The organism is Amycolatopsis albispora, from assembly GCF_003312875.1.
GTDB classification, from domain to species: Bacteria; Actinomycetota; Actinomycetes; order Mycobacteriales; family Pseudonocardiaceae; genus Amycolatopsis; species Amycolatopsis albispora.
The window spans coordinates 7,622,777-7,648,610 of sequence record NZ_CP015163.1; the positions used below are offsets into that span (position 1 = coordinate 7,622,777).

The 25,834-nt window shown below is 70.2% G+C and carries 31 protein-coding genes; 18 read left to right on the top strand and 13 right to left on the bottom strand.

Annotated elements, in window-relative coordinates; translation table 11 throughout:
- From A4R43_RS36195 to A4R43_RS36205, 3 genes are all read left to right on the top strand, one after another.
- A complete protein-coding gene (locus A4R43_RS36195; RefSeq protein WP_113696199.1) occupies window positions 1-1,182 on the top strand; it encodes an ABC transporter ATP-binding protein in 1,182 nt (393 codons plus the stop codon).
- Between the two features lie 75 nt (window positions 1,183-1,257).
- Entirely contained in the window at window positions 1,258-1,434 is a 177-nt protein-coding gene (locus A4R43_RS36200) for a transcriptional regulator (protein WP_113696200.1), read from the top strand.
- Complete coding sequence (locus tag A4R43_RS36205) at window positions 1,431-1,700, top strand: PIN domain-containing protein (RefSeq protein ID WP_113696201.1); 270 nt, start codon at window positions 1,431-1,433, stop codon at window positions 1,698-1,700. The genes A4R43_RS36200 and A4R43_RS36205 overlap by 4 nt, the downstream gene beginning before the upstream one ends.
- On the opposite strand, the gene A4R43_RS36210 is transcribed toward A4R43_RS36205, so the two are convergent.
- A complete protein-coding gene (locus tag A4R43_RS36210) occupies window positions 1,697-2,320 on the bottom strand; it encodes a TetR family transcriptional regulator (RefSeq protein ID WP_113696202.1) in 624 nt (207 codons plus the stop codon). The genes A4R43_RS36205 and A4R43_RS36210 overlap by 4 nt on opposite strands.
- Window positions 2,321-2,355: 35 nt before the next feature.
- Between A4R43_RS36210 and A4R43_RS36215 the strand changes: the two genes are divergently transcribed.
- Together A4R43_RS36215 and A4R43_RS36220 are read left to right on the top strand one after the other, a co-directional pair.
- A complete protein-coding gene (locus A4R43_RS36215; protein WP_113696203.1) occupies window positions 2,356-3,471 on the top strand; it encodes an abortive phage infection protein in 1,116 nt (371 codons plus the stop codon).
- A 24-nt stretch (window positions 3,472-3,495) separates the two neighbouring features.
- Window positions 3,496-3,867: a VOC family protein gene (locus A4R43_RS36220; protein ID WP_113696204.1), complete on the top strand. Its 372-nt coding sequence runs from the start codon at window positions 3,496-3,498 to the stop codon at window positions 3,865-3,867.
- A gap of 645 nt (window positions 3,868-4,512) precedes the next feature.
- Here the strand turns inward: A4R43_RS36220 and A4R43_RS36225 are convergent.
- From A4R43_RS36225 to corA, 4 genes are all read right to left on the bottom strand, one after another.
- Complete coding sequence (locus A4R43_RS36225) at window positions 4,513-5,352, bottom strand: chromosome partitioning protein ParB (protein ID WP_113696205.1); 840 nt, start codon at window positions 5,350-5,352, stop codon at window positions 4,513-4,515.
- A complete protein-coding gene (locus A4R43_RS36230; RefSeq protein WP_113696206.1) occupies window positions 5,349-6,008 on the bottom strand; it encodes a metallophosphoesterase family protein in 660 nt (219 codons plus the stop codon). Before A4R43_RS36230 ends, A4R43_RS36225 begins: the two co-directional genes overlap by 4 nt.
- A gap of 25 nt (window positions 6,009-6,033) precedes the next feature.
- Window positions 6,034-6,429 (bottom strand): hypothetical protein, encoded by a 396-nt coding sequence (locus A4R43_RS36235; RefSeq protein WP_236808488.1) that lies wholly within the window; start codon window positions 6,427-6,429, stop codon window positions 6,034-6,036.
- A gap of 154 nt (window positions 6,430-6,583) precedes the next feature.
- Window positions 6,584-7,657 carry a magnesium/cobalt transporter CorA gene (gene corA, locus A4R43_RS36240; protein WP_113696207.1) on the bottom strand — a complete coding sequence of 358 codons (1,074 nt, stop codon included), beginning with the start codon at window positions 7,655-7,657 and terminating at the stop codon, window positions 6,584-6,586.
- Window positions 7,658-7,993: 336 nt separating this feature from the next.
- Here corA and A4R43_RS36245 point away from each other — a divergent pair, with 336 nt between their 5' ends.
- On the top strand, window positions 7,994-8,497 hold the full coding sequence (locus tag A4R43_RS36245; RefSeq protein WP_113696208.1) for a MaoC family dehydratase: 504 nt from the start codon (window positions 7,994-7,996) through the stop codon (window positions 8,495-8,497).
- Window positions 8,490-9,587: a DUF2332 domain-containing protein gene (locus A4R43_RS36250; RefSeq protein WP_113696209.1), complete on the top strand. Its 1,098-nt coding sequence runs from the start codon at window positions 8,490-8,492 to the stop codon at window positions 9,585-9,587. The genes A4R43_RS36245 and A4R43_RS36250 overlap by 8 nt, the downstream gene beginning before the upstream one ends.
- Before the next feature lie 168 nt (window positions 9,588-9,755).
- Here A4R43_RS36250 and A4R43_RS36255 read toward each other — a convergent pair whose 3' ends face one another.
- Both A4R43_RS36255 and A4R43_RS36260 read right to left on the bottom strand, forming a co-directional pair.
- Window positions 9,756-10,541, bottom strand: a complete 786-nt coding sequence (locus A4R43_RS36255; RefSeq protein WP_113695473.1) for a transposase family protein — start codon at window positions 10,539-10,541, stop codon at window positions 9,756-9,758.
- Window positions 10,542-10,700: 159 nt separating this feature from the next.
- Window positions 10,701-11,102, bottom strand: coding sequence for an NUDIX hydrolase (locus A4R43_RS36260; RefSeq protein ID WP_113696210.1), 402 nt, complete (start codon window positions 11,100-11,102; stop codon window positions 10,701-10,703).
- A gap of 247 nt (window positions 11,103-11,349) precedes the next feature.
- On the opposite strand from A4R43_RS36260, the gene A4R43_RS43040 reads away from it, so the two are divergent.
- The 6 genes from A4R43_RS43040 to A4R43_RS36290 all read left to right on the top strand — a co-directional run bounded on the left by A4R43_RS43040 (window position 11,350) and on the right by A4R43_RS36290 (window position 15,449).
- Window positions 11,350-11,604, top strand: coding sequence for a hypothetical protein (locus tag A4R43_RS43040; protein WP_162788243.1), 255 nt, complete (start codon window positions 11,350-11,352; stop codon window positions 11,602-11,604).
- 24 nt (window positions 11,605-11,628) lie between these two features.
- Window positions 11,629-12,189: a PH domain-containing protein gene (locus tag A4R43_RS36270; RefSeq protein WP_113696212.1), complete on the top strand. Its 561-nt coding sequence runs from the start codon at window positions 11,629-11,631 to the stop codon at window positions 12,187-12,189.
- Window positions 12,190-12,218: 29 nt separating this feature from the next.
- Entirely contained in the window at window positions 12,219-13,085 is an 867-nt protein-coding gene (locus A4R43_RS36275; RefSeq protein ID WP_113696213.1) for a PHP domain-containing protein, read from the top strand.
- Entirely contained in the window at window positions 13,085-13,711 is a 627-nt protein-coding gene (locus tag A4R43_RS36280; protein ID WP_113696214.1) for a MarC family protein, read from the top strand. Before A4R43_RS36275 ends, A4R43_RS36280 begins: the two co-directional genes overlap by 1 nt.
- 38 nt (window positions 13,712-13,749) lie before the next feature.
- Window positions 13,750-14,625 (top strand): RecB family exonuclease, encoded by an 876-nt coding sequence (locus tag A4R43_RS36285; RefSeq protein ID WP_205215140.1) that lies wholly within the window; start codon window positions 13,750-13,752, stop codon window positions 14,623-14,625.
- A 599-nt stretch (window positions 14,626-15,224) separates the two neighbouring features.
- Window positions 15,225-15,449, top strand: a complete 225-nt coding sequence (locus tag A4R43_RS36290; RefSeq protein ID WP_113696215.1) for a hypothetical protein — start codon at window positions 15,225-15,227, stop codon at window positions 15,447-15,449.
- Between the two features lie 19 nt (window positions 15,450-15,468).
- Here A4R43_RS36290 and A4R43_RS36295 read toward each other — a convergent pair whose 3' ends face one another.
- From A4R43_RS36295 to A4R43_RS36305, 3 genes are read right to left on the bottom strand one after another with little or no spacing between them, the layout of a single operon-like run.
- Window positions 15,469-16,368, bottom strand: a complete 900-nt coding sequence (locus A4R43_RS36295) for an alpha/beta fold hydrolase (RefSeq protein ID WP_113696216.1) — start codon at window positions 16,366-16,368, stop codon at window positions 15,469-15,471.
- An 8-nt stretch (window positions 16,369-16,376) separates the two neighbouring features.
- Entirely contained in the window at window positions 16,377-17,684 is a 1,308-nt protein-coding gene (locus tag A4R43_RS36300; protein WP_205215141.1) for an Rv3212 family protein, read from the bottom strand.
- Between the two features lie 4 nt (window positions 17,685-17,688).
- Window positions 17,689-19,317 carry a DEAD/DEAH box helicase gene (locus tag A4R43_RS36305; protein ID WP_236809309.1) on the bottom strand — a complete coding sequence of 543 codons (1,629 nt, stop codon included), beginning with the start codon at window positions 19,315-19,317 and terminating at the stop codon, window positions 17,689-17,691.
- 358 nt (window positions 19,318-19,675) lie between these two features.
- On the opposite strand from A4R43_RS36305, the gene A4R43_RS36310 reads away from it, so the two are divergent.
- The 3 genes from A4R43_RS36310 to A4R43_RS36320 all read left to right on the top strand — a co-directional run bounded on the left by A4R43_RS36310 (window position 19,676) and on the right by A4R43_RS36320 (window position 22,009).
- Window positions 19,676-20,332 carry a ferritin-like fold-containing protein gene (locus A4R43_RS36310; RefSeq protein WP_113696217.1) on the top strand — a complete coding sequence of 219 codons (657 nt, stop codon included), beginning with the start codon at window positions 19,676-19,678 and terminating at the stop codon, window positions 20,330-20,332.
- Between the two features lie 45 nt (window positions 20,333-20,377).
- Window positions 20,378-20,608: a DUF3107 domain-containing protein gene (locus A4R43_RS36315; protein ID WP_113696218.1), complete on the top strand. Its 231-nt coding sequence runs from the start codon at window positions 20,378-20,380 to the stop codon at window positions 20,606-20,608.
- Between the two features lie 183 nt (window positions 20,609-20,791).
- Window positions 20,792-22,009, top strand: coding sequence for a DUF418 domain-containing protein (locus tag A4R43_RS36320; protein ID WP_113696219.1), 1,218 nt, complete (start codon window positions 20,792-20,794; stop codon window positions 22,007-22,009).
- A gap of 60 nt (window positions 22,010-22,069) precedes the next feature.
- Here A4R43_RS36320 and A4R43_RS36325 read toward each other — a convergent pair whose 3' ends face one another.
- Entirely contained in the window at window positions 22,070-22,405 is a 336-nt protein-coding gene (locus A4R43_RS36325; RefSeq protein WP_113696220.1) for a DUF4873 domain-containing protein, read from the bottom strand.
- Window positions 22,402-23,160, bottom strand: a complete 759-nt coding sequence (locus tag A4R43_RS36330) for a TetR/AcrR family transcriptional regulator (RefSeq protein ID WP_418190772.1) — start codon at window positions 23,158-23,160, stop codon at window positions 22,402-22,404. Before A4R43_RS36330 ends, A4R43_RS36325 begins: the two co-directional genes overlap by 4 nt.
- Before the next feature lie 75 nt (window positions 23,161-23,235).
- Between A4R43_RS36330 and A4R43_RS36335 the strand changes: the two genes are divergently transcribed.
- The gene (locus tag A4R43_RS36335; RefSeq protein WP_113696222.1) at window positions 23,236-24,141 is read left to right on the top strand and encodes an AurF N-oxygenase family protein; all 906 of its coding nucleotides are present in this window, start codon (window positions 23,236-23,238) and stop codon (window positions 24,139-24,141) included.
- Entirely contained in the window at window positions 24,138-25,022 is an 885-nt protein-coding gene (locus tag A4R43_RS36340) for an alpha/beta fold hydrolase (RefSeq protein WP_113696223.1), read from the top strand. The genes A4R43_RS36335 and A4R43_RS36340 overlap by 4 nt, the downstream gene beginning before the upstream one ends.
- Before the next feature lie 79 nt (window positions 25,023-25,101).
- On the opposite strand, the gene A4R43_RS36345 is transcribed toward A4R43_RS36340, so the two are convergent.
- Window positions 25,102-25,734: a TetR/AcrR family transcriptional regulator gene (locus A4R43_RS36345; RefSeq protein WP_113696224.1), complete on the bottom strand. Its 633-nt coding sequence runs from the start codon at window positions 25,732-25,734 to the stop codon at window positions 25,102-25,104.
- Between the last annotated feature and the right edge of the window lie 100 nt (window positions 25,735-25,834).

Sequence of the window (25,834 nt, forward strand, 5' to 3'; positions counted from 1 at the left end):
ATGGCTGAGATCGTTCTCGAGAATGTGAGCAAGCGCTACCCCGACGGGGCGCTCGCGGTGTCCGAGGTCAACCTGGAGATCGCCGACGGCGAGTTCATCATCCTGGTCGGCCCGTCGGGCTGCGGGAAGTCCACCACGCTGAACATGGTGGCGGGCCTGGAGGACATCTCCTCCGGCGAGCTGCGCATCGACGGCGAGCGGGTGAACGAGAAGGCGCCGAAGGACCGCGACATCGCCATGGTGTTCCAGTCCTACGCGCTCTACCCGCACATGAGCGTGCGGGAGAACATGGCCTTCCCGCTCCGGCTGGCCAAAGTGGACGACGCCACGGTGAAGTCCAAGGTGGACGAAGCGGCCCGGATCCTGGACCTGACCCAGCACCTGGACCGCAAGCCCGCCAACCTCTCCGGCGGGCAGCGCCAGCGCGTGGCGATGGGCCGGGCGATCGTGCGCAGCCCGAAGGCGTTCCTGATGGACGAGCCACTGTCCAACCTGGACGCCAAGCTGCGCGGGCAGATGCGGACCTCGGTGTCCAAGCTGCAGAAGCAGCTGGGCACCACCACGCTCTACGTCACGCACGACCAGACCGAGGCGATGACCCTCGGCGACCGGGTCGTGGTGCTGCGGGGCGGGTACGTGCAGCAGATCGGCTCACCGCAGTTCCTCTACGACAACCCGGCGAACCTCTTCGTGGCCGGGTTCATCGGCTCGCCGTCGATGAACTTCGTACCGGCCTCGCTGGAGGACGGCGCGCTGCAGACGCCGTTCGGCCGGGTCGAGCTGACCGACCGCGTGCGGCGGCTGGTCGAGGAATCGGGTGGCGGCCGCGAGGTGATCGCCGGGGTCCGGCCGGAGCACTTCGAGGACGCCGCGCTGCTCGATGACGCGCAGAAGAGCGGCGGGGTCACCTTCACCGCGACGGTGGACGTGCTCGAGTCGATGGGCTCGGAGAAGTACGCCCACTTCTCGGTCGAGGGTTCCGAGGCGACTTCCTCGGACCTGGCCGACCTGGCCGCCGACAGCGGTTCGGCCGACGTGCCGGACAGCGGCTCGGCGATCGTCACCAGGCTCTCGGCGTCCTCGGGCGCCAAGGAGGGTGAACCGCTCGACATCTGGTTCGACGCCGACAAGGTGCAGATCTTCGACCCGTCCTCGGGCAAGAACCTGACCTACGCCGGCTGAGTACCGGGTTACCGGCTGCCCCGGGGGTTCCGCCCCCGGGGCAGTTTTGTGCCCGAGGGATGCCTGCATGCCTGCATGGCGGGGCCCGAGAGGGAGCGGCTCCGCGAGCGGCTGGCGCGGGCCGGCCTGCTCGCCACCGCTGGTCAGCCGCGCCGCCGGCCGGACGCGGACGCCGTCGCCGCGGCGGGTCGCGAAGCCGTCGCGGGCACGTCGATGGCCGACCTGGTCGGTGAGGGGCGCGGCCAGCGGTGACCGCGTTCGCCGATTCGTCGGCACTGGTCAAGCTCTCCGTGCCGGAGGCGGGGCACGAACTGGTCCGCGAGCGGGACGCGCTGGCGGTCGCCCAGGTCGCGCGGGTCGAGGTGCCGTCGGCGATCTGGCGCAAGCACCGGCTGGGGGAGCTGAGCGCCCGTGGGGCGCGGGTGCTGGCCTCTTTGTCGCCGGAGCCGGTGTCTTTCCTCTGTTTTGACAAGCAACTCGCCGACGCGGCGGCGGCCGAGGGCTTCGATCTCGGTTAGCCGCGCCTGACCGCCAGGTCGAAGAGATCCGCGAGTTCTCGGGCGTAGGCGGCCACGTCGGTGTCCGGCCGTGCTGTCAGCTCGGCCGGTGCCGCCTCCATCGCGGCCAGCACGGAAACGGCCATCACCCGCGGTGAGAACGTTCGCAGCTCGCCGTGTTCCTGGCCCTCGCGGAACATGTCCTCCAACTCGGCCAGCGTGCTCTCGTGCTGGTCGTCGGCCCACGCGCGCGCGGCTTCGGCGTCACGTGAGGCGGCGGCGATCTGGCTGATCGCGATCAGCTCGGCCGGGTGCTCGGCGCAGTAGTGCACAAAGCCCTCGATGATGGCGCGCAACGCCGCGCGGTAGCTCTCGGCACCCTCCCCGCGTGCGCTCAGCGCCTGGTCCATCGAGGCGTGCACGGTCAGCATGACCTGCTTCATCAGCGCCTCGCGCTTGGCGAAGTGGTAGCTGATCAGCCCGGGGCTGATGCCCGCCCGCCGCGCGATCTGCACAAACGACGCCTTCGCGTACCCGATCTCGGCAATGGTCTCGATCGTCGCGGCGACGATCTGCCCGCGCCGCGCTTCCTCGATGAAGGACCGCCTCTCCTGGCCGGACGACTGATTTTCTGGTTGCATGACCAGTATCCTAGTTGAGCAACCAGGAGCAGATCATGATCAGTCGCAAAACTTTCCTCAAGTCGATGGCGGGTGCGGCGGTGCTGACCGGGCTGAGCGGCGGCACGGCAGCCGCGACTCCTCGCCCTGGCAGGCTGCGCGGCGGCGTCTGCTACGACACCGGTGTGCTGCACGCGGCGGGTGATCCGCTGAGCCGGGTGCGGTGGAGCCGGGGGCAGCTGGAGCGGGAGATCGGCATGGTCGCCGAGCTGCGCTGCCCGTCGATCACCGCGCTCGGCAGCGACATCGGCAGGCTCACCGAGACGACGGCCGTGGCGTTGCGGCGCGGGGTGGAGGTCTACGTCCAGCCTCGGCTCTACGACCACCCGCAGGAGGAGATCCTCGAGCACCTGGTCGAGAGCGCGCGCCAGGCGGAACGGCTACGGCGTGGTGACAACGTCAAGTTCGTCACCGGCTGCGAGCACTTCCTGTTCACGCCGGGCATCGTGCCGGGTGAGAACTTCATGGACCGCATCAGGAACATCGGCGAACTCCCGGAAACGGAATGGCCGAACGTCATCGAGCGGTTCCGTCAGTTCATGGCGCGCGCGGTCGAGGTGACCCGCCGCGAGTTCGGTGGCCGGATCACCTACGGCGCGGCCGACGGCGCCGACGCGGTGTGGAACGACTGGTCGCTGTTCGACATCGTCGGCGTCGACTACTACGCCTATTTCGAGAGCACCGGCGAATACCTGAGCGATCTGGACAAGTACCGGCAGTGGCACAAGCCGATCATGATCCTGGAATTCGGCTGCTGCACGTTCACCGGCGCGGCGAAGGCCGGGGGCATGGGCTGGGACATCGTCGACTACCCCGACGACCCGGAGAAGCCCGCCACGGTCAAACCCGGTTTTGTGCGCGACGAACGTGAGCAGGCCGAGCACATTGCCCGGATGCTGGACGTGTTCGGCCAGGCGAAGGTGCAGGGCGCGCACCTGTACTCGTTTGTTTCGCCGGACTCGCCGCATCATCCGGAAAATCGGGACTACGACTTCGACATGGCGTCCTACAGCCTGCTCAAGACATTGCGGGCGCGGCACCACGACGACGCCTCGCCGTACCGCACCGAGCCGAAGCAGTCCTTCCACGCCGTGCGGCGCCACAATCGTTAGCGCCGGTCCCCTATGGTGACGCCCATGGCGTCGATCAAGCAGGTCCAGGTCACCTTCGACTGCGCCGATCCGGGGCGTGTCGCCCGGTTCTGGTGCGAGGTGCTGGGATACGTGCCGTCGCCGGACGGGTTCGCCTGCTCGGATCCCTCGGGGGGCGGGCCGCGCCTGTACTTCCAGCGTGTGCCGGAAAAGAAGGTCGTGAAGAACCGGGTGCACCTGGACGTGCGCGTCGGCACCGGGCTGGTCGGCGACGAGCGCCTCGCCGCCCTCCAAACCGAATGCGCACGTTTGATGGATCTCGGCGCGGTGTGCGTGCGCGTCCTGTACGCCGACGAGGAAAACGAGTCGTGCATCGTGATGCAAGACGTCGAAGGCAACGAGTTCTGCCTCGACTGACCTCCTTTGCCGGGGCCGCTCCCGTCTTCTTCGCCCCATCCACACCCGGCCCGCCCACGCGTAACGAACCCCCGGCCGAGCGGCTGGAGCGGGCTACGCCCCGATGCTCGGTGACCCGCTAGCGCGGTGCCCCCGCTAGCGCGGTGCCCCCGCTAGCGCGGTGCCCCCGCTAGCGCGGCGGCGTGGCGACCCGGTTGCGCTGGGGCGCGGAGGCCCCGGGTGGCCCAGGGGTCTGCTGGCTTGCTGGCTCACCGGGCGAGTGGCTCGGCAGCCTACTGGCTAGGTGGCTAAGTGGCTCAGCCACTTTGCCACTCGACCACTCAGCCATTCGGGTGGCTCAGCCACTCGGCCACAGCTGCTGGACACCGCCGCTCGACCACGGCCACTTGACCGAGCGACGGGCATTCCCGGCGGAGTTCGATGCGCACGGTAGGTGCGAGGGCTAGGTGGCTAGGTGCCAGTGGCTAGTTGGTAATGGCTAGGTGGCTGAGCCACTTGGCCACCAAGCCTCTCGACCACCAGGCCTCTTAGCCACTGAGCCTCTCGACCACCAAGCCACTTGGCCAGCAAGCTCCCAGCCACCAAGCCACTTGGCCACCAAGCCCCCAGCCACTGAGCCTCTCGGCCACCTGGCCACTCAGGGACTCAGCGGCGCGTGCGCAGGGTTTCGATGACCTCGTCGTCCCAGCGGTGGGTGCGGATGAGCCGGTACCGCTCACCCGCGACCCACATGTACGCCTCGGCCTCGGTGCGGCCCCGGATCAGGTCGGCCTGGTGCAGCATCCGCACCACCGGCTCGTACTCCTCGGCGTACCACCGCGCGGCGACCGTCGCCCGGTCCAGGAACGTGCCCTCGTCCTGCATCAGCCGGAAGCCCCAAGCCTCCACGTGCTCGCCGAGTTCCGCGTAGTCCCACGGATCCGAGACGATCACCGAAGCCCGCGCCTGCCCGGTCAGCGGCACCCGCTCCAGGAACAGGCGCCGGTAGTCCTTGACGATCAGGTCACCGCGGTACCGGATCCCGGCCGGGTCCAGCTTCGTCCGGACCTCGGTCACCTGAGCGTCTATTGTGGTCAGTCCCATCGCGTGGGCCACCGACACGCGATGGTGCCCGTCGACGATGAAGTGCAGCTCGCCGATCCGGTAGACCTCGATCGGCGGAATGCTCTCGCCGCGCCGGGCCGCCAGCGCCAGCCGCTCCCAGCGCTCGCGCACCCGCCCCGAGGTCGGGCGGAACCGCCGGTCGAAGTCCCGGCCGCGGTCCACACTGCCCACAATGGACGAAAGCTGGATCACCCGCAGCCCGAGCCGCCGCTCGCCCGCCCAGCCGAGCGCGTCCACCACCTCGTGGAACGGCAGCATGATGTTGACGTCGTCGGGTTCGCGGCGGAGCCAGTTGGCCAGCCGCGAGAGCACCTGCCGCCGCCGGGCACGCAGGAAGTCACTTTCCGCGTCCGCCCTGGGAAAACCGGTGTCGCGGCTCATCGGCCCGCCTCCTCGATGGACAGAATGTGGTAGCCGACCACGTTGCGCACCACGGTCCCGCCGATCCGCCGGTCGGGCACCGGCTCACCGTGCGGGTGGATGTGCCCGTGCAGCAACCACCGCGGCGCGAGCTTCTCGGCGGTGCGGTGCAGGCAGTCGAACCCGTGGTGCGGCGGGTCCTCCCGGTCGCCGAGGTGCCGGGGCGGGGAGTGCGTGAGCAGCACGTCCACTCCGCGCCCGTCACGACGGCGGCGCCGCGCCGCCCGGCGCACCAGCCGCCGGGCCCGGCGCGCCTGCTGCGCCTGCGTCCACTGGTTCGGGCCGTCGTTGTACCGGATCGACCCGCCGAGCCCGGCGATGCGCAGGCCGCCGACGTCGACCACCCGCCCGTCGGCGTTCACCCCGCCGGCCGGGCCGGGCCACCGCACCGGGAAACCGTCCCGCATGGACAGACCTCCGTACCTGGTGAAGCCGGACAGATCGGGATCGTGGTTGCCGGGCACGAAAACACACGGCCGGTCCAGCGCGTCGGCGAGGAGTTCCAGGTAGTCGAACGGCAGGTCGCCGGCCCCGAGGATCAGGTCGACCGCGAGGCCGTGCGCCCCCGCCCACAGCCGTTCGTCCACCTCGTCGGCCACCACCAGCGCCCGGACCATGGGTCCCAGCCTACGACAGCGGCACTCAGGGCACCGGCGGCGAAAACCCGGCCATCCAGCGCCCGTCCTTTTCCTGCAGCGCGAGCGCGTAGGTGAACGGCGCGCCGTCGGCCAGTTCGGCCTCGACCACGGCGAGGTCCCCGCGCAGCGAGACCCGCACGTCGTGCACCCCGGCCGCGCCGAGGTCTTCGACGTAGGACCGGGCGAAGCCGTCCCGGTCGGCCTGCGGGTAGTCCAGCAGGTCGGCGAGCCCGGCGGCGTCACGCTGGTTCAGCGCGGCGGCCAGCCTGCCGCGCAACTGCTCGGCCGAGTCGGCACCGGGGTCCGGTTCGGTCGCCACCAGCGTGGTGAGGTAACCGAACCAGGCCACCGTGAGCACCACCGCGCCGGACAGCACCAGCCGCCGCCGGGTCAGCTTCACTGCGCCCCGTGGGCGAAATCGGGGTTCTTCGCGATGATCGCGATCACCACGACCAGCCAGGACAGGGACAGGGCCAGCGCCCAGAACTTGAGGTTGGTCAGCAGGCGGACCATGGGAAAACCTCCTCGAGAATTCCAAGTGGAAGAAAACGGACCTACAGCCAGCGGTTCTTCCGGAATATTCGGTAGAGGATCAGGCAGACGATGAGGATCAGCCCCATCACCATCGGATAGCCGAACCGCCAGTGCAGTTCGGGCATGTAGTCGAAGTTCATGCCGTACACGCCGACCGCCATCGTGGGCACCGCGATGATCGCCGCCCACGAGGTGATCTTGCGCATGTCGGTGTTCTGCTGAAGGGTGATCTTCGCCAGCGTGGCGTCGACCAGGGTGGTGAGCAGCTCGTCGAAGTTGACCACCCGCTCGGAAACCTGCGTGAGGTGGTCGTCGACGTCGCGGAAGTACGAGCGCACCTCGTCCGGCACCAGCCGGCTGTGCCCCTCGGCGAGCCGCTTGAGCGGGGTGGCCAGCGGCATCACCGCGCGGCGCATCTCCAGCACCTCGCGCTTCATGAAGTAGATCGTCTCGGCGGTCACCGACGAACGCGGCGCGAAGACCTGCACCTCCATCTCGTCGATGTCGTCCTCGAGGTGGTCGGTCACGTCCAGGTAGTGGTCGACCACGTGGTCGGCGATGGCGTGCAGCACCGCCGCCGGGCCGAGGCGCAGGCGGTCCGGCTCGGCGTCCAGCTCGCGGCGGAGCCGCGCCAGGCCGGAGTGGTTGCCGTGCCGGACGGTGACGATGAAGTCCTTGCCGAGAAAGGCCATCAGCTCGCCGGTCTCGACGATTTCGTTGGCGGTGCTGGGAGATTCGTGCTCGACGTAGCGAACCGTCTTCAGCACCAGGAACAGGTTGTCGTCGTAGCGCTCGAGCTTGGGGCGCTGGTGCGCGTGCACCGCGTCCTCCACGGCCAGCTCGTGCAGGCCGAAGGTCTCCGCGACGCCCTGGATCTGCTCCTCGTCCGGCTCGTGCAGGCCGATCCAGACGAAGCCGGAACCGCGGCGGCGGACCTCCTCGATCGCCTCGGAGTGCGTCCAGCGCCCGGACAGCCGCTCGCCTCCGTCGTAGACCGCGCAGTCGACCACGTACGCCGAAATGGGCACGGGCAGCGGGCGTGGGGCGTCACCACGGCCGTTGCCGCGGCCGCGCAGGGAGGGAAGAGAAGGCATGGCAACTCCTGGGCTGACGTCGTGCCTGAGCACAGTGACCGAGCACTACGACGGACCAGAGCGGGGAACACGGGCCGCTCCGGCGCTGCCAGCGTCCGCGTGGGGGCTCTACCAGGGAGAACGCGAGCCGGACCGGTGCATGAGGACGCTGGTACTACTAGGGAGCGGACTATCGCCTGTACTCACTGCGTACCTCACCTCCTCCGGGCCGGGGACCTTCGGCTGACGTGTCGCTGCTCGCGTTGACGCACCGACACCGATGGTCAAGGGTACTCCTCGACATGAGTCCTTGTCGCCGCAGGTAGGTGTGGCGTTACCCGCCGAGGAGGAAACCGCGTGCAGTTCGGGCGCTATTTCGAGGAGTTCGAGGTCGGGGCCGTGTACAAGCACTGGCCGGGCAAGACGGTCACCGAGTACGACGACCACCTGTTCTGCCTGCTGACCATGAACCACCACCCGCTGCACCTCGACGCGCACTACGCGGGTGAAACCACCGACTTCGGCAAGAACGTGGTGGTGGGCAACTACATCTACTCGCTGCTGCTGGGCATGTCGGTGCCGGACGTCTCGGGCAAGGCGATCGCCAACCTGGAGGTCGAATCGCTCAAGCACGTGAAGCCGACCTTCCACGGTGACACCATCTACGGCGAGACCGAGGTGCTGGAGAAGACACCGTCGAAGTCCAAGGACGATCGCGGGGTGGTGTACGTGGAAACACGCGGTTACAAGCAGGACGGCACGATCGTGTGTGTGTTCCGCCGGAAGGTGATGGTGCCCAAGCGGTCCTACGGCGAGGCCAGGGGCGGCGAGCAGCCCGGCCGCCCGGTGCCGCATGAGTGATCGGCTCGGCGAAGTCAAGCGGCGGCTGGCGTCCTTCGCCGAGAAGGAGGCGGCCGGGGTCTCGCCGCTGTACGAGCACCTGGCCGCGCACGCCGCCGAGGACGACGAGATCGCCGGGCTGCTGCTGGCCGCGCCTGCGGACGAGGACGCGCGGGCGCCGCTGCTGTTCGCCACCGCGCACCGGCTGATCCAGGCCGAGCCGATCCACCCGCTTTCGCGCTACTACCCGTCGCTGGGCGGGTTCGACGGGGTGGACGCGGGGACGTGGCCGGAGTTCCGCGGGTTCCTGGCCGAGCGGGCGGACAAGGCGAGGGCGCTGATCTCCTCGCGGTACACGCAGACGAACGAGGTGCGCCGGGCGGCGCTGCTCTATCCGGCGGTGGCGCTGGCGGCCAAGGCGGCGGGCGGCAAGGTGGCCCTGCTCGAAGCCGGGTGCAGTGCCGGGTTGCTGCTGGGCATCGACACCTTCGGTTACCGCTACCAGTGCGGTGGCGAGCAGCTCACCGCCGGACCGGCCAAGGCGGCGGTCGGCTTGCACTGCGCGCTGGAGCTGGCCGAGGGCGCGGTGGCGCCCAAACTGCCGAAGAAGCTGCCGGTCGGCGCGAAGCTGGGCCTGGACCGGGCGCCGGTGGACGCCGCCGACGAGGACGAGCTGGCGTGGCTGGAGGCGTGCGTGTGGGCCGACCAGCCCGACCGCATCCGGCTGCTGCGCACCGCGGCGGCGGCCCAGCGGAAGAACCCGCCGGAGCTGGTCACCGGGGACCTGGTGGACGACCTGCCCGCCGCGGTGGGGCGGTTGCCCGCGGAGCTGCCGCTGGTGCTGCTGACCAGCCACGTCGTCACCTACCTGCCCAAGCCGAAGCGGGACGCCTTCATCGAGGCGATCGGTGCGCTGGGCAGGCCGGTGTGGTGGGTGAGCCAGGAGGCCTACGAAGCGGGCGTCGAGCCGCTGCTGCCGGGGCGGGACGACCTGCGCTTCGCCGACACGGGGACGAGCACGCTCTCGCTGGTCGAATTCGGCGACGGGGAGCCGCGGGCGAGAGCACTGGCGCGCACCGCTCCGCACGGGCAGCGCATGACCTGGCTCTAGCGGATGTCACGAATGTGGCTTTCGAGACGTTTGGCGTCTCGAAAGCCACATTCGTGACATGCCCGAGCCGCCACCGGGGACGCGCGAGGCCCGCCTGACGCTATGAATGTGGCTTTCATTGCGCCTGACGCTATGAAAGCCACATTCATTGAGCCTTTTCCATCTTGGTTAGTTGGGGAGGTGTTCGAGGGTGAGGATGGCGTGGGCGAGTGTGGTGACGCGGTGGGTGCTGCAGCGGGCTCGGGTGAGGACGCGCCAGTTTTTGAGGGTGGCGAATCCGCGTTCGCCGCGGCTGCGCACCCTGGCCAGGGCTTTGTTGGCGGCTTTGTAGGCGGGCCCTAGTTCACGTTTGGGCTGGTGGCGGTTGCGGCGGTTGCGGTACGGGGTGATCACCCCGGGGGCGACCTGGTCGTAGCCGCCATCGGCCAGCAGCCGCAGCCCGGCCTGGCGGACCTGCTCGCAGATGCGGTGGTGGCGGGCGGCGGCGGTGTCGTTGATCGCGCCGGGCAGCCCGGGCGAGAGCCACAGCAGCTGGCCATCAGGATCGGTGAGGGCCTGGAAGTTGATGCCGTGGTAGCGGTGTTTACCCGAGAAGAAGGGCTTGTTCGCGGCAACGCGGTCGATGCGGACGACGGTGCCGTCGATGATGGTGTAGTTGTGCCGGGTGCGGGCCAGCCGTCGGAGGGCGTCGGTCAGGGTGGGAGCCTGGTGGGCGAGCAGGGTGATGGTTTCGTGCAGGTAGCGGCACACGGTGGCCACTCCGATGCCGAACCCGGCGGCGAGGCGGTGGTAGGTGTCGCCGTTGCGCAGGTGGGCCAGGGTGAGCAGGGCTTGGCGCTGCGGGGACAGCCTGCGCCAGCGTGAGCCGATCGCGCGGCGGTGGGTACGGATGATCCGGGTCAGCTCGCGCAGTGTCTGGGTGGACACCGGGATCACCGAGGGGTAAGAAAGCACAACGAAGCTCCTGGTAGCGCATGTTTCTTGGTCGATACACGCATCTACCAGGAGCTTCGCCATGTCCAGCCCAGCGACACACCCTCACCAACCCACATCAGGTTGGAAAAGGCTCACTGAAAGCCACATTCATAGCGTCCGAGCCAGGCCTGGCCGTCCTCACGTGGGGAGGGCGCCCCAGCCTCGCAGCGTCTCGCCCAGTAGCGGGACCAGCTCCCCCGCGCGCTCCATGGCGGCGAACTCGGCGCCCGACACCCAGCGGGCGTCCGAGGCGTCGTCCCCGGCGGTCAGTGCGCCCGCGACGGCGGTGCACCGGTAGTCGTAGATCTCGAACGGGCCCCGCTCGACCACGCCGACCAGCTCGCCCGGCACCACCTCCAGCGCGGTTTCCTCGCGCATTTCCCGGACCAGCGCGTCACTGTCCGTTTCCTCCGCTTCCACCCGCCCGCCGGGCAGCGACCAGCGCCCGGCGCCCGGCTCGTTGGCCCGTTTGACCAGCAGGAGACGGCCGTCCGGGTCCATCGCGATACCGCCGACGCACCGGATCCTCGGTTGGTTCATCCGACGGATTGTCGCTGGTTCTCGGATGGGGTGAATGTGACTCTGGTTACTAGTGATGATCTTGGGATCGCGGTCGGGCGGTGCACTGGGCCGGTGACCGAACGCAGCCGCTGACCCGGTCCCCAACTGGCCTTTCCTGGTCCAGGCGGGCGCTCGGTGATCTTCGAGTGGCCTGCTAGGTCACCTAGAGTAGCTATCCGGTACCATCGCCCGCGGCGGCTGACCCAAGCGCGGGACATTCTTCCCGTTGAGCGGCGCAGTGCGGTACAACGTTATTGGCCACCCTGGCGTTGGCTACCTTGGCGGACAGGGTCCGGACACAGAGACGGGATTGATCGTCATGAACGCGAAGAAGCTCCTGACGTTCGCTGGAATCGCGTTGGTGCTGTTCTTCGTGATCGCCCAGCCGCAGGGTGCGGCGGGTCTCGTCACGAACATCATCACCTTCCTGCGCGAATCTGCCGAATCGGTGATCACCTTCGTCAGCAACGTGTTCAGCTGAGGTGACACGGGTTAGCCTGAGCTGATGTTCGCTCCCCGCGACCCAGACGAGTACCTGCTCGACACCGAGCGCCGGGTGATCCGCATCCGGCGCCACTGGGCGACCCTGCTGTGGGACAGCTTCGAGGCGGCCGCGCTGCTGGCCGTCTGCGTGCTGGTGTCCTACGTGCTGCCGCCGTCGATGTGGCTGGTCAACAACATCCTCTGGTACGCGGCACTGCTGGTCATCCTGCGCTTCGCCTACCTGGTGATGGAGTGGTGGGTCGAGCGGCTGGTGGTCACCGACAAGCGGTTCGTGATGACCACCGGGGTGTTCACCACCAAGGTGCTGATGATGCCGATCAGCAAGGTCACCGACCTCACCTACCAGCGCTCGGCCTGGGGGCGCATGCTCGGCTACGGCACGATGGTGGTCGAGTCGGCCGGCCAGATCCAGGCGCTGAACAAGATCGACTACCTCCCGCGGCCGGAGGAGTTCTACGACACCATCTCCGAGCTGGTCTTCGGCGACAAGCAGAAGCAGGCCGAGCGGTTCTCGATGATCAAGGCGCAGCGCGCCGCCCGCGGCAAGCGCATGGTGGGCTGATTGCGGTGTGACCGGCGACACCGTCCAGAATGGACGCTGTGCGCATAGACCTGCACACCCACTCCACGGTCTCCGACGGGACGGACAGTCCCGCCGAGCTGATGGCCGCTGCCGCCGCCGCGGGGCTGCAGGTGATCGCGCTGACCGATCACGACACCACCGCGGGCTGGCAGGCCGCCGTCGAGGCGCTGCCGCGCGGGCTGACCCTGGTGCCGGGCGCCGAGATGTCGTGCGTGTCCGGCCCGCCGGGGCAGCGGATCGGCGTGCACCTGCTGGGCTACCTGTTCGACCCGGCCGCCGAGGTGCTGGTCGCCGAGCAGCGCCGGCTGCGCGCGCAGCGGCGGACTAGGGTGCGCACGATGGCCGAGCGGATGGCCGCCGACGGCCTGCCGGTGGACCCCGACGAGGTGCTCGGCCTGCTGCCGGAGGATTCCCCGGCCGGGCGCCCGCACCTGGCGCAGGCGCTGGTCCGCGCCGGCACGGTGTCCACTGTGGACGAAGCATTCGCGCGCTACCTGGCCAGCGGGCGCGGGTACTACGTGCCGGGCGCGGACACCCCGGTGGAGACGGCGCTGGAGATGATCACCGCGGCGGGCGGGGTGACCGTGCTGGCGCACGCGTTCGCGCACACCCGCGGGCCGACGCTGAGCGAGGAGGCCATCGCGAAGCTGGCCGCGCTCGGGCTGACCGGCCTCGAGGTGGACCACCCGAACCACGAGCCCGCCGACCGCGACCGGCTGCGCGCGCTGGCCCGTGACCTGGACCTGGTGGTGACCGGCTCCAGCGACTACCACGGCACGAACAAGACCATCGCGCTCGGTGCGGACCTCACCGCGCCCGACTGCTTCGAGGAGCTGGTCGGGCAGGCCAGTGGCACGCAGCTGGTGACCGGCTGATGGCGATCGCGGACTACTTCGACGCCACGCTGTTCATGGAGGCAACCATCACCCTGGTGGTGATCATGGACCCGCCGGGCACGGTGCCGGTGTTCCTCAGCCTGACCGGCCGCAAGTCGCCCGCGGTCCGCGCCCGCGCGGCGCGGCAGGCGGTGCTGGTCTCGCTGCTGGTGATCTCGCTGTTCGCCATCGCCGGGCAGGCGATCCTGGCCTACCTGCACATCGGCATCCCGGCGCTGCAGGGCGCGGGCGGGCTGCTCCTGCTGCTCATCGCACTGGACCTGCTGACCGGCAAGGGCAGTACCGATCCCGAGGTGGCCGAGGACGTCAACGTGGCGCTGGTGCCGCTGGGCACGCCGCTGCTGGCCGGGCCGGGCGCGATCGCGGCGACCATCGTGTTCGTGCGGCAGGCGGAGGGCCAGCTCGGTGCGTATGTGGCGCTGGGGCTGGCCATCGTGACCGTGCACTTCGTGCTGTGGATGTGCATGCGGTACTCGGGCGTGGTGATCAAGCTGATCCGCGAGTCCGGGATCACCCTGCTGGCCAAGGTGGCCGGCCTGCTGCTGGCCGCGATCGCGGTGGAACTGGTGGCGGATTCGGTCAAGGGCTTCATCACCGGCGGCTAGTTCCGGAACTGTCGGTGGTGGTGCGTACGCTGGGCGTCGTGTCGCAGATCGGGTTCGACTTCGGGGACCAGCAGCCTCGGCGGCTGACCAGGGTGACGCCGGCGAAGCTGGCCACCTTCGACGACTGCCCGCGCCGCTACCGGCTGACCTATCTCGACCGCCCGACCCCGCAGCGCACCGGGGCCTGGGCGCACAGCACGCTCGGCGCGGTGGTGCACAACGCGCTGAAGGCGTTGTTCGACCTGCCGGTCGAGCGCCGCAGCCCGCAGCGGGCGGCGGCGCTGGTCGCCGAGCACTGGAAGGACGCCGGTTTTGTCGACGAGGTGCAGGCCGCGAAGTACCGGCGCCGCGCGCAGGAGTGGGTGGCCGAGTACGTCGAGCACAACGACGTGGCCTTCGACCCGATCGGGCTGGAGCGCTGGGTGTCCGCGCCGACCGGCGGCGGGCCGGGTGGGCCGACCATCATCGTCGAGGGCCGGGCCGACCGGATCGACGACCGCGACGGTGAGCTGGTGATCGTCGACTACAAGACGGGGCGTCGGCAGCCGGACGAGTACGAGGCGCGCAGTGCGCAGGCGCTGGCGATGTACGCCGTGGCCGCGACGCGGACGCTGCGGAAGCCGTGCCATCGGGTGGAGCTGCACCACGTGCCCAGTGGCACGGTCGCGGCCGCCGAGCACACGCCGGAGAGCCTGAAGCGGCACGTCACCCGCGCGGAGGAGACCGCCGCCGATCTGCAGAAGGCGACGGATACCCTGGCCGAGGGCGGTGATGGGCAGGAGCTCTTCCCCGCCAGGACCGGGCGCCACTGTTCCTGGTGCGACTTCCGGCCCAGCTGCGCCGAAGGCCAGCAGGCGGCGCCGGAGGCGCGGTCGTGGGACCTGCTGGCGCCGCTGGAAGCCGACGACGAATAGCGAGAACCGTGCACTCTGCTTCAGGCCCGGGCTCCGCCAGGGCACGGCGCACCCACGCCCGCCGGCGCCCCGCCCCGGGGGCCGACGTCACGAACCTGCGGACCGACGAACTCGAACTGCCCACGGGCGCGCCCCAGCCGACCGACCAGCTGGACCGGCCCGGCGGCACCGAAGGCCAGCGGACGGGCGACCTCGCCCAGCCCGCGCCGACGGCCGCCGGTCCACGGCGAGCCAGCGACCAGCGAACAGGCGAGCTGGGCCGCGCCGCGGGCGCCGAGGCACGGCGGACGGACAAGCTGGACCTGCCCGCCGCAGCCGATCGACGTGCTTCCGGAGGCCCTGCCCAGGGGCGGCGCAGCGGTGACCTGGGCATGCCACCAGAGCGACGGCGCGGCGGGGCTGCCCCCGCGGACCAGCGCACCGACGAACTGGACTTGCCCGGCGGCCCGCCCGCGGAGGACCGCAGCTTGCCAGCGGCTGTCGAAGGGCAGCGGCTGGGCGACGCGGGCCGGACTGCAGCGGCTGAGGGGCAGCGGTCGGGTGAGGGGCGTAGGCCTCGTCGGTGGTGGCGGGGGCTTACGGGGGCGATCGCGGCTGGGATGGCGATGCTCGTCCTGGCCGAGGTGGTTATTCAGATCTACGCGTTCTTCGTCGACTCGGCGGGGCCTGGGTTGCCGTCGTTGATCGGGCACTTTGTCACCGCGGCGGCCGTGGTGGTGGCCCAGCGCTTCGCCGACAAGCTGATCGGGCCCCGCGCGGCGGCCTGCGGCATCGCCGTGGTGGTGCTGACCTTCGCCACGCTCTGGTTCTTCTGGTGGGCCTGACCCAGCAGACCCACCAGACCTAGCCGGACAGCCAGGCGCGCCACGCCGGTAACAACACCTCGAGCAGGCCGCCTGGGTTCTCCGTGTTCGGCGAGTGGGCGGCGCCCTGGACGAGCGCGAACGGCGCGTCCAGCCGTGCGGCCATCTCCCGCTGGGCGGGCACGCTCCACGCGTCGTCGTTTTCGCCCGCTACCACCAGGGCCGGGATGTTGTTGTCCCGCAAGGCTTTTGCCAGCTCGTCGACGCGGTCCGGCTCAGTCCTCAGCACGTCGGCCATGCCGAGCAGGCCCGCCGCGCTGGAGCTGATGAACCTGTCCCGCAGGAACGCCTTCACCTCGTCGGGCACCAGCGCCCACGCCGGGAACCGCGCGCTGACCTCCTCGCGCACGGCATACGCCGCCACCAGCCCGTCCTGCCGCAGCAGCGGCTCCCCGAGCGCGAGTGCGGCTCGCCTGCCGCCCTCCGGCAGTTGCCCCGGACCGGTGTCCATCAGCGTGAGCCCCGCGATCCGCGCCCCGGCCAGCACCGCGCCGCGCGCTACCAGGCCACCGAACGAATGCCCGAGCAGCAACACCGGACGCGGCCCGAGCCCGGCCGCCAAACCCGCCACGACTTCGCCGAGTTTTGCTGGCGTATAAGCAGATTCGTCGTTCGCCCCGGGGGATTCGTACTGGCCGGGCAGGTCGACCGCGATCGCCTCGAAGCCCGCGTCGGCCAGTGGGTCGAGCAGCGGGGCGAAGTCCTCTTTGGACCCGGTGTACCCGGGCACCAGCAGCACCGTCGCGTCGGCGGGCGCGGTGGTGCGCAGCGCCGCGATCGGCCCGTGCGGGCCGTCGAACTCGGTGCGTTCCGCGCGGTGCGGCCACAGCTGCGACGGCCGCGGCGGCGTGCCGTCGGCCAGTCCGGGATGGATCCCCATGCGTTCCCCTAACGCAGTGCGGCGAGCGTGTCGCCGCGTTGTTCCAGCAGGACCGGGCCGAGTGCGGCGAGCCGCACCGGGCCGGCGTAACCGTGCCGGTCCACGCCGATGGTGCGGATCGTGCGGCCGGTGGCCTCTTCGATCACCGCCAGCCCACCGGGCACCGGCACCACCAGCTGACCGGCGAAGCCGACCGCCGGGCCCAGCGTGCCGTTCAACGTCCACAGTGGACTCAGGTTGTCCCGGCTCAGCGCCACCGTCTTCGAGCCGGTGAACCAGTAGAAGCCGCCGGTGCTCTTGGTCACCGGCTGCACCTTGCCCTGCGGTGCACCGCGGTCGGCCGGCGGCAGCTCCAGCGGGTAGGCGGTGCGCTGGTTGCCGTCCTGGTCGTAGATGACCAGCAGGTTCTGCTCCGGCAACGCCACCGCGGTGGAGTCACCGGAGATCGCCACCAGCCGGACCCCGCGCCCGGCGGTGACCGAGCTGTAGGAGACCTCGGGCTGGTCGCTCTCCTTGGGCGTCGCCTTCATCAGGGTCAGCCGGTCGGCCGGGTCCGCCGGGCACTGCTCGACCACGCCGACCTTGCCCGAACCGGCGGCCACCGACGAGTACGTGCAGCCGGTGCGCGGCTGCTTGTTCGGGTTCATCAGCGCCGGGACCTCGCCGTACTCCATGCTGCGCACCAGGTCGTCACGCCAGGTGTTGAGCAGCTTGGTGCCGGTCGTGGTCACGTACGAGCCGTCGTCGATCAGCTGCGTGCCGAGTTCGGCGTCCCCGTTGCGCAGCGCCGTGCGCTTCCCGGTGCCGGGGTCGAGCTGCGTGACCTCGCTGCAGTTGACGTCCTTGTGGTACAGCGCCACCGCCTTCGACCAGGCACCGGCGACCGTGCAGAGCGGCAGGTCGCGGGCGTAGCGCCAGCGCACCTGGCCGGTCATCGGGTCGCGGCCGGCGACCTCACCGCCGTTGCCGGTGACCACCGCGGTGCCCTCGGCCACCGGGACCGGGGTGGCCGGGCTGGCCGCGCGCCACAGTTCGGTGAGCGTGCCGGGCACCTCGGTGGGCGCGTCCGGCAGCGTGGGCGCGGCGGCCGCGGTCTCCGAGACGGTGGCGCGGCTGTCACTCGTCAGCCACACCACCGCGGCGCCGGCCAGCACCGCGACCACGAGCCCGGCGGCGATCGCCTTGTCGCGGCCGCGGTTCCACGGCGACTTGCGGGCCTTGACCGGCGGTTTCACCGGAGCGGCCACCTCCTCCTGCGCGGACGAGGTGGCCAGCACGTTCTCGGGCGTTACCGCTTCGGCGTGGGGCTCGGGCACGGGCTCATTCTGCCGAAGCCGATGTGTCGGCCGTGTTGGCCGGGGCACCGGCGCGGCGGCGGCGACGGCGGCGCGCCGGGCGCTCCCCGTTCTCACCGGCCGCGGATTCGGGCTTCTCGTTGGTGGCCGAGGCGTCGCCCTCCGGCTTGCTGCCACCGCGGGTGCGGCGGCGGCGCGGCCGGTCCTCGGTCTTGCCTTCGGCGGACCCCTCACCGGTGGTCTTGGCGGCGTCGGCGGCCTCGATCGCGGCGGCCGCGTCGGCCCCGCCCCTGGTGCGGCGGCGCGGGCGGCGGGTGCGCTTGACCGGGGTCTCGGTCTCGGAGCGGCCGCGGCGCTTGCCGCCGAGGTTCTCCTCCGGCTCGGCCGACAGCCCGGCGCGGGTGCGCTTGGCCAGCGGCAGCCTGCCGGACGCGTCCTCCGGGATGCCGAGGTCGCTGAACAGGTGCTTCGAGGTGGAGTAGGTCTCCACCGGCTCCGGCTTGTCCAGGCCGAGCGTGTCGGAGATGAACTTCCAGCGCGCTTCCTCGTCCCAGTCGACCAGGGTGACCGCGACGCCGGTCTTGCCGGCGCGGCCGGTGCGGCCGATGCGGTGCACGTAGGTCTTCTCGTCCTCGGGCGTCTGGTAGTTGATCACGTGCGTGACGTCGGTGACGTCGATGCCGCGGGCGGCGACGTCGGTGGCCACCAGCACGTCGATCTTGCCGGACCGGAACGCGCGCAGCGCCTGCTCGCGGGCGCCCTGGCCGAGGTCACCGTGCACGGCCGCGGCGGCGAAGCCGCGCTCGGCCAGTTCGTCGGCGACCTTCTGCGCGGTGCGCTTGGTGCGGGTGAAGATCATGCACAGCCCGCGGCCCTCGGCCTGCAGGATCTTGGCGATCAGCTCGGTCTTGTCCAGCGAGTGCGCCCGGTAGACGAACTGGGTGGTGCGCTCGTGCACCGCGCCCGCGTCGTTCTCCTCGGCGCGGATGTGCGTCGGCTGGGGCAGGAACGTCCTGGCCAGCGTGATGATCGGGCCCGGCATGGTGGCCGAGAACAGCATGGTCTGACGCTCGTCGGGGACCATGCCGAGAATGCGCTCGATGTCCGGCAGGAAGCCGAGGTCGAGCATCTCGTCGGCCTCGTCCAGCACCAGGTTGCGCACCTTGCCGAGCACCAGGTGCTGCTGCTCGGCGAGGTCGAGCAGGCGGCCGGGGGTGCCGATGACCACGTCGATGCCCTTGCGCAGGGCGGCGATCTGCGGCTCGTACGGGCGGCCGCCGTAGATGGCCAGCGTGCGGATGCCCAGGTGCTTGCCCGCGTCGGTGAGGTCGCGCGCGACCTGGAGGCACAGCTCACGGGTCGGCACCACGATCAGTGCCTGCGGGGTGCCGTCGCCGGGGGTGACGATCCGGTGCAGCAGCGGCACGCCGAAGCCGAGGGTCTTGCCCATGCCGGTCCGCGCCTGGCCGATCAGGTCGTCGCCGGCCATCGCCAGCGGCAGCGTCAGCGACTGGATGGCGAAGGTGCGCTCGATCCCGCTCTCGGCGAGCGCGCGCACGATCTCCGGGCGGACGCCGAACTCGGCGAACGTGGGGGCCTCCGGCTCGACCGGGGCGCCTGCCTGGAGCGGGTGGGACGGGTCGGTCGCCGGCAGCCCGGTCTCGCTGTGCTCGAGCGCGACCGGATCATTACCGGTAGTGATGTTCTCTTCGTGGTTTTCGCTTGCGGTCAGGGTGATCGCCTCTCTCGTACCAGCGCGCACAGCCTGGCGTCGTGACACTCGACCGCGGAAAGCTCGCGCGGGAATGCCGTCGGTGTGGAGGCGTACGCACACATGTCACCGCTACCCCGGCGCGTCCGCCCCGGTCCTTGAGCCGGGGGACGCGCCGCCGTGGTGCGGCAGATCCTCTTGATCCAACGCGAAGTGTACCCCGCCGATTTCCGGAAACGACTACCCGCCGCGCCCGCCACGTGATCTCGGTCACCCGTTGCGGGCGACTAGGCTCACCTTCGTGACCGACGGAAAAGACAAGATCAGCGAGGGTGTCGTCGATCTGCTCGGGGTGCTCGCGTACGGCGAGCTGTCCGCGTTCGACCGGCTCGCCGAGGACGCGAGATCGGCGCCCACGCTGGGCGGGCGCGCCGCGTTGTCGACCATGGCGGCCGCCGAGATCGGGCACTACCAGCAGCTGTCGGAGTACCTCTCGCGGCACGGGGTGACGGTCGAGCGCGCGATGGAGCCGTTCGTCCGGCCGCTGGACGCCTGGCACGCTTCGACGGCCCCGAAATCGTGGCTGGAATCACTGGTGAAGGCCTACGTCGGTGACGGGCTGGCGGCCGACCTGTACCGCGAGATCGCGCACTGGCTGGACCCGGAGACCAAGGACCTGGTGCTCACCGTGCTGGCCGACACCGGGCACTCGGCCTTCGCCGAGCAGGAGGTCGCCGCGGCCATCCAGGCCGACCGCACCCAGCGCGACAAACTGGCCCTGTGGGGACGGCGGCTGCTCGGCGAGGCGCTGACCCAGGCCCAGTACGTGGTCGCCGAGCGTGACGGGCTCGCCGAGCTGATCGTCAGCGGATCGGGTGACCTGTCCGGGATAGCGCAGCTGTTCCGGCGGCTCCAGCAGGGTCACACCAAGAGAATGCAGGTCCTCGGGCTCGGTTAGCCTGGCTGCTGTACGTCTCATCCCAGATCCAGGCGGAGGTCCCAGGTGGAGGTCAAGATCGGCATCAAGGACACCCCACGCGAGCTCGTGGTGTCCAGCGGCCAGTCCGCCGAGGAGGTGGAGAAGCTGGTGTCGGAGGCCATCAACGCCGCCGACGGGCTGTTCCGCATCTCCGACGACAAGGGCCGCAAGTTCCTGGTGCCCGCCGACCGCATCGCGTACGTCGAGATCGCGCCGAACGACGTGCGCAAGGTCGGCTTCGCCGTCGGCGCATAGCCGCTGACCGGGGGAGGCCGCCAGCGGCTTCCCCCGGAAGTGTTCAAATCGTTGTTTTTGCCACACTCTTAGCTCCATCTCAGCTACGCAGGGCACACTGTTTCGCGGGTTCTGGGGGACCTGCTGGCCGGCGATGCGAGAGATGAGGTGGACGGCGTCACTGCGGCAGAGGCACGCACGGGCGTGCTCGACGAAGCTCAGACCCTCCTGCCCGGTACGCGCACCCTGCGGTTGACCGGCGTCGACGTCGCCAGGGGCGTCGCGGTGCTCGGCATGTACGCGGTGCACGTCGGCCCCCATCCCGCGCACGGCGGGCTGAACCTGGCGTTCCTGCCGTTCGAAGGGCGGTCCGCGGCCCTGTTCGCGGTGCTCGCCGGGGTGTCGATAGCGCTGATGTCCGGCGGCGAGGTGCCGAAGACCGGGCGGCCGTGGGCGCGGGTGGTGCTCCGGCTGCTGACCAGGGCGCCGCTGCTGATCGCGCTCGGGTTGTTCCTGACCAACCTGCACACCGGGTACCTGATCATCCTGGCCTACTACGGGGCCTGCTTTGTGCTGGCGATCCCGTTCCTGCGGCTCGGCATCCCGGCGCTGATCGCCGGTGCCGCGTTCTGCGCGACGGTGATGCCGTTCCTGTCGTTCGCGATCCGCTCGCACGTCGCGCCGCGTGACCTGGTGCTGTGGATCCCGGACGCGACGATCGAGACGTTCAGCACCGCGTCGTTCGACTACATCCTGCAGGTGCTGCTGCTGACCGGGACGTTCCCGGCGGTGAGCCTGATGGCCTACCTCTTCGCCGGGATGGCGATCGGCCGGATGAACCTGCGGTCCGAGTTGGTCTGCCGTCGCCTGGTCGCGGGCGGCGCGATCACCGCGGCGGTGGCGTACACGCTGTCCTGGCTGGCCACGGACGTGCTGGGCGGGCGCGAGGAGATCTACCGCTCACTGATCCCGGCGGCGACCGCGGCCGGGATGAGCCCGGCGGAGTTCTACGAGCTGAACGTGAACCAGTCGTTCGGCACGCCGCCAACCACGACGCTGGCCTGGGAGTTCGTCGCGAATGGACACTCGTACACGCCGTTCGACCTGGTCGGCTGCATCGGCGTGTCGGCGGTGGTGATCGGCGGGTGCATGCTGCTGTCGCGGCGCTGGGGCCGGCTGCTGCGGCCGGTGGCGGACCTGGGGTCGATCGCGCTGACCGCGTACGCCGGGCACTTCGTGGCGATCTGGTGGTTCTTCCGGGAGAAGGACGCGTTCAGCCTGACGCACTGGCTGTGGTTCGGCGGGGTCGCCCTGGTTTTTGCGGTCGCCTGGAAGAAGTGGATCGGGCGGGGGCCGCTGGAATGGGTGCTGCACCAGGCCTCGAAGTGGCCGGGAAAGCTGATTCCGCCGGGCGCTCCCTAGTGAATGTCACGAATGTGGCTTTCGAGACGCCAGGCGTCTCGAAAGCCACATTCGTGACAGCTACGCGGTGGCGGCTTCGATTTCTTCGAGCGACTTCGGCACGTGGAAGGGCGGGGTGCTGGTGCCCATGACGCGGTACCGGTCCCACGGGTCCGGATCGGACAGTTCACACGCGGCCGAGCCCTCCGGCGTGCGCAGTTCCGCCTTCGTCTTCTTCCCGCCGAGCAGTTCGGACAGCTCGGCCGAGGCGCCGATCCGGCCGTACCAGTGGTAGTAGCCGTCGATCGGCTGGAAGTGGCCCCGCAGCTGGACCTTCACGGCCAGCTCCGTCTCCCCGACCACCAGGGTCGCGTCGCCGGTGTAGCCGTCTTCGTCGTCGTGTTCGTGCTCGCTCACGCCGTCTCGTCCTTTCCCCGTGCCAACTGCACGACCTTGTTCTGCTCCAGCGGCAGGTTCGGATCCACCACCACGCCCCGCTGGCGCAGCAGCCCGTCGATCGCCGCCCAGATCAGCTGGGTCAGGTACTCGACCACGCTGTCCCGGCTCATCGACCGCCGTTCGAGCCACCATTCGCCGGTGTTCTGCACCAGCCCGACGATGCCGTGCGCCCACGGTTCCGCGGCGCCCGAGTCCATGTTGAACATGCGCATGTAGTCACCGAGCAACGCGGTCAGCGCCGTCGCGATCAGTTCCTTGTCCTCGGCGACCACGTCCGAGTCCACCGGCTTGTCCGGCCACGACCCGCGCGCCAGCAGCCGGTACAGGTTCGGGTGCTCCTCGATCACGCCGAAGAACGCGTCCAGCGCCATCCGGATCCGCGGCAGCGGCGCCAGTTCGGCGTTGATCGCCGGGATCAGGCGCTCGAACAGGATGTTCGTGCCGCGCTGGCCGAGTGCCACGAACAGGTCGGCCTTGTCCTCGAAGTGCCGGTACAGCACCGGCTTGGTCACGCCAGCCTCCGCGGCGACGTGCTCCATCCCGAGGTCGGGGCCGTGCTCGTCCAGCGCCCGCAGCGCCGCCTCGACGAACTCCGCGCGGCGGGCGATGCGGTGCTTGCGCCAGCGGTCGCGCCGGGCGTCCCCCGTCTCCGCCTCGGCGGACGAGGGCTGCTTGCTGGCTTGCTTGCTGTTGCGCTTGACACGGCCGACCATGTCTCGCATGCTACCAGAGGTAACTGTTACCTCAAGTTACACACAAGTGCGGGTGTGTGGAAGGCAGGGTCGGCAATGACGCGGACGCTCAAGGACGCGGGTCGGGAAAAGACCGCGGAACGACTGCTCAAGTCTTCGGCGAACAAGTTCTACGACCCTGACGTCGACATCGACTGGGACGCGCCGCTGGTGCCGGGCAAGCGCTACATCCCGGAGCACCGGTCGAGCCTCTACGGCACGGAACTCTGGGAGAAGCTGACGCCGGAGCAGCGCATCGAACTCGGCAAGCACGAGGTGGCCAGCGTGGCCACCACCGGGCTCTGGTTCGAGATCCTGCTGATGCAGATGCTGCTCAAGGAGGTCTACGCGGCGGACCCGACCAGCAGTCACGCGCAGTACGCGCTGACCGAGGTGGCCGACGAGTGCCGCCACTCGACGATGTTCGCGCGGATGTCCGCGAGGATCGGCTGCCCGGTGTACGGGCCGGTGCCCGCGCTGCGCCAGCTGGCCAAGCTGATGCCGGCGATCAGCTACGGTCCCGCCCGCTACGGCGCCATCCTGGTCGCCGAGGAGGTGCTGGACCGGCTGCAGCGCGAGCAGATGAACGACCCGGAGATCCAGCCGCTGGTGCGCATGGTGAACCGGATCCACGTGCTGGAGGAAGCCCGTCACGTGACCTTCGCGCGGGAGGAGGTCACCCGCGGCATGGCCAAGCTGAACCGGGCCGAGCTGGTCTACCAGCAGTTCCTGATCGCGTTCATCTCCTACTTCGTGACGCGCTCGTTCATCAACCCGAACGTCTACAAGGCGGTCGGCATCCGGCCGCGTGACGGGGTCGAGGCGGCGCTGAACAACCCGAACTGGCACCAGACCATCGGCTGGGCGGGCGACAAGATCATGCCGTTCCTCCAGGAAGCGGGCCTGGTCGGCAAACCGGGGATGTACTTCTGGAAGAAGTCCTTCCTCCTGCCGGCGAAATGAGCGCGCGCGAATTCGTCACCGCCGACGGCACCCGGCTGCACCTCGAGCTGAGCGGGCCGCCGGACGCCGCGGTGACGCTGGTGCTGGTGCACGGCTGGACGCAGGACCTGACCTGCTGGGAGCCGGTGGTCCAGCGGCTGCCGGGGCAACGGCTGCTGCGTTACGACCACCGCGGGCACGGCAGGTCGGCGCCCGCGCGGCCGGGCACGGCGACGATCGAGCAGATCGCCGACGACCTGGCCGAGGTGCTCGAAGCGGTGGTGCCGGACGGGCCGCTGGTGCTGGCCGGGCACTCGATGGGCGGCATGACGATGATGGCGCTGGCCGAGCGTCATCCGGAACTGGTCTCGCGACGGGTGGCCGGGGTGGCTTTCGTGGCCACCTCGTCCGGCGAGATGAACCGGCTCACCCTGGGCCTTCCCGGCCTCGCCGGGCGAGGGGTGCCCAGGGTGGAACCGCGGGTGAGGAGCCTGCTCGAACGGCGTCGCAAGGACACCCTGCCCGGGAGTCCGGGGTTCCTGGCGCCGTTCACCCGCTGGCTCGCGTTCGGGAGGGGGGCGGCACGGGCGGACGTACTGGACGTCGCGGCACAGGCCCTGCGCGCGCATCCCGCGAGCATCGCGGGCTTCCTGGAGGCGATCACCCGGCACGACCGCCGGCTCGCGCTGGCCGCCCTCCGCGGCACGCCGGCGGTCGTGCTCGCCGGGCAGCTGGACCGGCTGTGCCCGGTGCCGCACGCCAGGGTGATCGCCGAAGAACTGCCGGACGCGGACTTCGTCTACTTCCCGCGGGCGGGGCACATGCTGCCCTACGAACGCGCCGACGAGGTCGCCGCGCGGATCCGCGCGCTGCTGAAGGTGCCGGTACCGGCCGGGGTGTGAGGCTCTGGCGAGTGTCACGAATGTGGCTTTCGGGACGCGAAACGTCTCGAAAGCCACATTCGTGACATCGGGTGGGCCGTTACGAGTGGTGCTGGAGCGGGAAGCCGGCGCCGATGCCGCGCCAGGCCAGGGTGGAGGTCAGCGCGACCGCCTCCTCCCGGCTGATCGAGCTGTGGTTGGCCAGCCAGAATCGGGCGCTGACCTGGCTCAGCCCGACCAGGCCGACGGCCAGCAGCCGGGCGCGGTCCTCGTCGAGGCCGGCGTCGGCGGTGATGGTCTCGGTGATCGCGTCCACGCTCGCCGAGGTCGCCCTGTCCACCGCCTGCTGCACGGCGGGCTCACCGCGCAGGTCCGATTCGAAGATCATCCGGAACGCACCGGCGTCGCCGTTGACGAAGTCGAAGAAGGCGCCGACGGTGGCCGGCACGCGCTGCTTGTTGTCCGTGGTGGAGTCGAGCGCCGCCCGCACCCGGCGCACCAGCTCGTCGACGTGGCTTTCCAGCAGCGCGATGTAGAGGTCGAGCTTGCCGGGGAAGTGCTGGTAGAGCACGGGCTTGCTGACCCCGGCCTGCTCGGCGATCTCGTCCATCGCGGCCGCGTGGTAGCCGTTGGCGGCGAACACGCGCTGGGCGGCGGTCAGCAGCTGGGCCCGCCGTTCCGTGCGAGGCAGCCGAACCTGCGTTCGCGGGCTGCTTTGAGCCGCTTCCGTCATCAGTCCCTCCAGACTTCTCCGCCTCGCGCGGGGGTCACCGCGGCCGAAGCGTCCCCCTGACATTACTCGCCGGTACTTAGCGAACGCCAAGCGTCCGGCC

Bases quoted from the DNA above. Each gene is read 5' to 3' on its own strand.
- A4R43_RS36195 (WP_113696199.1), top strand. From the start codon at position 1: ATGGCTGAGATCGTTCTCGAGAATGTGAGCAAGCGCTACCCCGACGGG.
- A4R43_RS36200 (WP_113696200.1), top strand. From the start codon at position 1,258: ATGGCGGGGCCCGAGAGGGAGCGGCTCCGCGAGCGGCTGGCGCGGGCC.
- A4R43_RS36210 (WP_113696202.1), bottom strand. From the start codon at position 2,320: ATGCAACCAGAAAATCAGTCGTCCGGCCAGGAGAGGCGGTCCTTCATC.
- A4R43_RS36215 (WP_113696203.1), top strand. From the start codon at position 2,356: ATGATCAGTCGCAAAACTTTCCTCAAGTCGATGGCGGGTGCGGCGGTG.
- A4R43_RS36220 (WP_113696204.1), top strand. From the start codon at position 3,496: ATGGCGTCGATCAAGCAGGTCCAGGTCACCTTCGACTGCGCCGATCCG.
- A4R43_RS36225 (WP_113696205.1), bottom strand. From the start codon at position 5,352: ATGAGCCGCGACACCGGTTTTCCCAGGGCGGACGCGGAAAGTGACTTC.
- A4R43_RS36230 (WP_113696206.1), bottom strand. From the start codon at position 6,008: ATGGTCCGGGCGCTGGTGGTGGCCGACGAGGTGGACGAACGGCTGTGG.
- corA (WP_113696207.1), bottom strand. From the start codon at position 7,657: ATGCCTTCTCTTCCCTCCCTGCGCGGCCGCGGCAACGGCCGTGGTGAC.
- A4R43_RS36250 (WP_113696209.1), top strand. From the start codon at position 8,490: ATGAGTGATCGGCTCGGCGAAGTCAAGCGGCGGCTGGCGTCCTTCGCC.
- A4R43_RS36260 (WP_113696210.1), bottom strand. From the start codon at position 11,102: ATGAACCAACCGAGGATCCGGTGCGTCGGCGGTATCGCGATGGACCCG.
- A4R43_RS36270 (WP_113696212.1), top strand. From the start codon at position 11,629: ATGTTCGCTCCCCGCGACCCAGACGAGTACCTGCTCGACACCGAGCGC.
- A4R43_RS36275 (WP_113696213.1), top strand. From the start codon at position 12,219: ATGGACGCTGTGCGCATAGACCTGCACACCCACTCCACGGTCTCCGAC.
- A4R43_RS36280 (WP_113696214.1), top strand. From the start codon at position 13,085: ATGGCGATCGCGGACTACTTCGACGCCACGCTGTTCATGGAGGCAACC.
- A4R43_RS36290 (WP_113696215.1), top strand. From the start codon at position 15,225: ATGGCGATGCTCGTCCTGGCCGAGGTGGTTATTCAGATCTACGCGTTC.
- A4R43_RS36295 (WP_113696216.1), bottom strand. From the start codon at position 16,368: ATGGGGATCCATCCCGGACTGGCCGACGGCACGCCGCCGCGGCCGTCG.
- A4R43_RS36330 (WP_418190772.1), bottom strand. From the start codon at position 23,160: ATGGTCGGCCGTGTCAAGCGCAACAGCAAGCAAGCCAGCAAGCAGCCC.
- A4R43_RS36335 (WP_113696222.1), top strand. From the start codon at position 23,236: ATGACGCGGACGCTCAAGGACGCGGGTCGGGAAAAGACCGCGGAACGA.
- A4R43_RS36340 (WP_113696223.1), top strand. From the start codon at position 24,138: ATGAGCGCGCGCGAATTCGTCACCGCCGACGGCACCCGGCTGCACCTC.
- A4R43_RS36345 (WP_113696224.1), bottom strand. From the start codon at position 25,734: ATGACGGAAGCGGCTCAAAGCAGCCCGCGAACGCAGGTTCGGCTGCCT.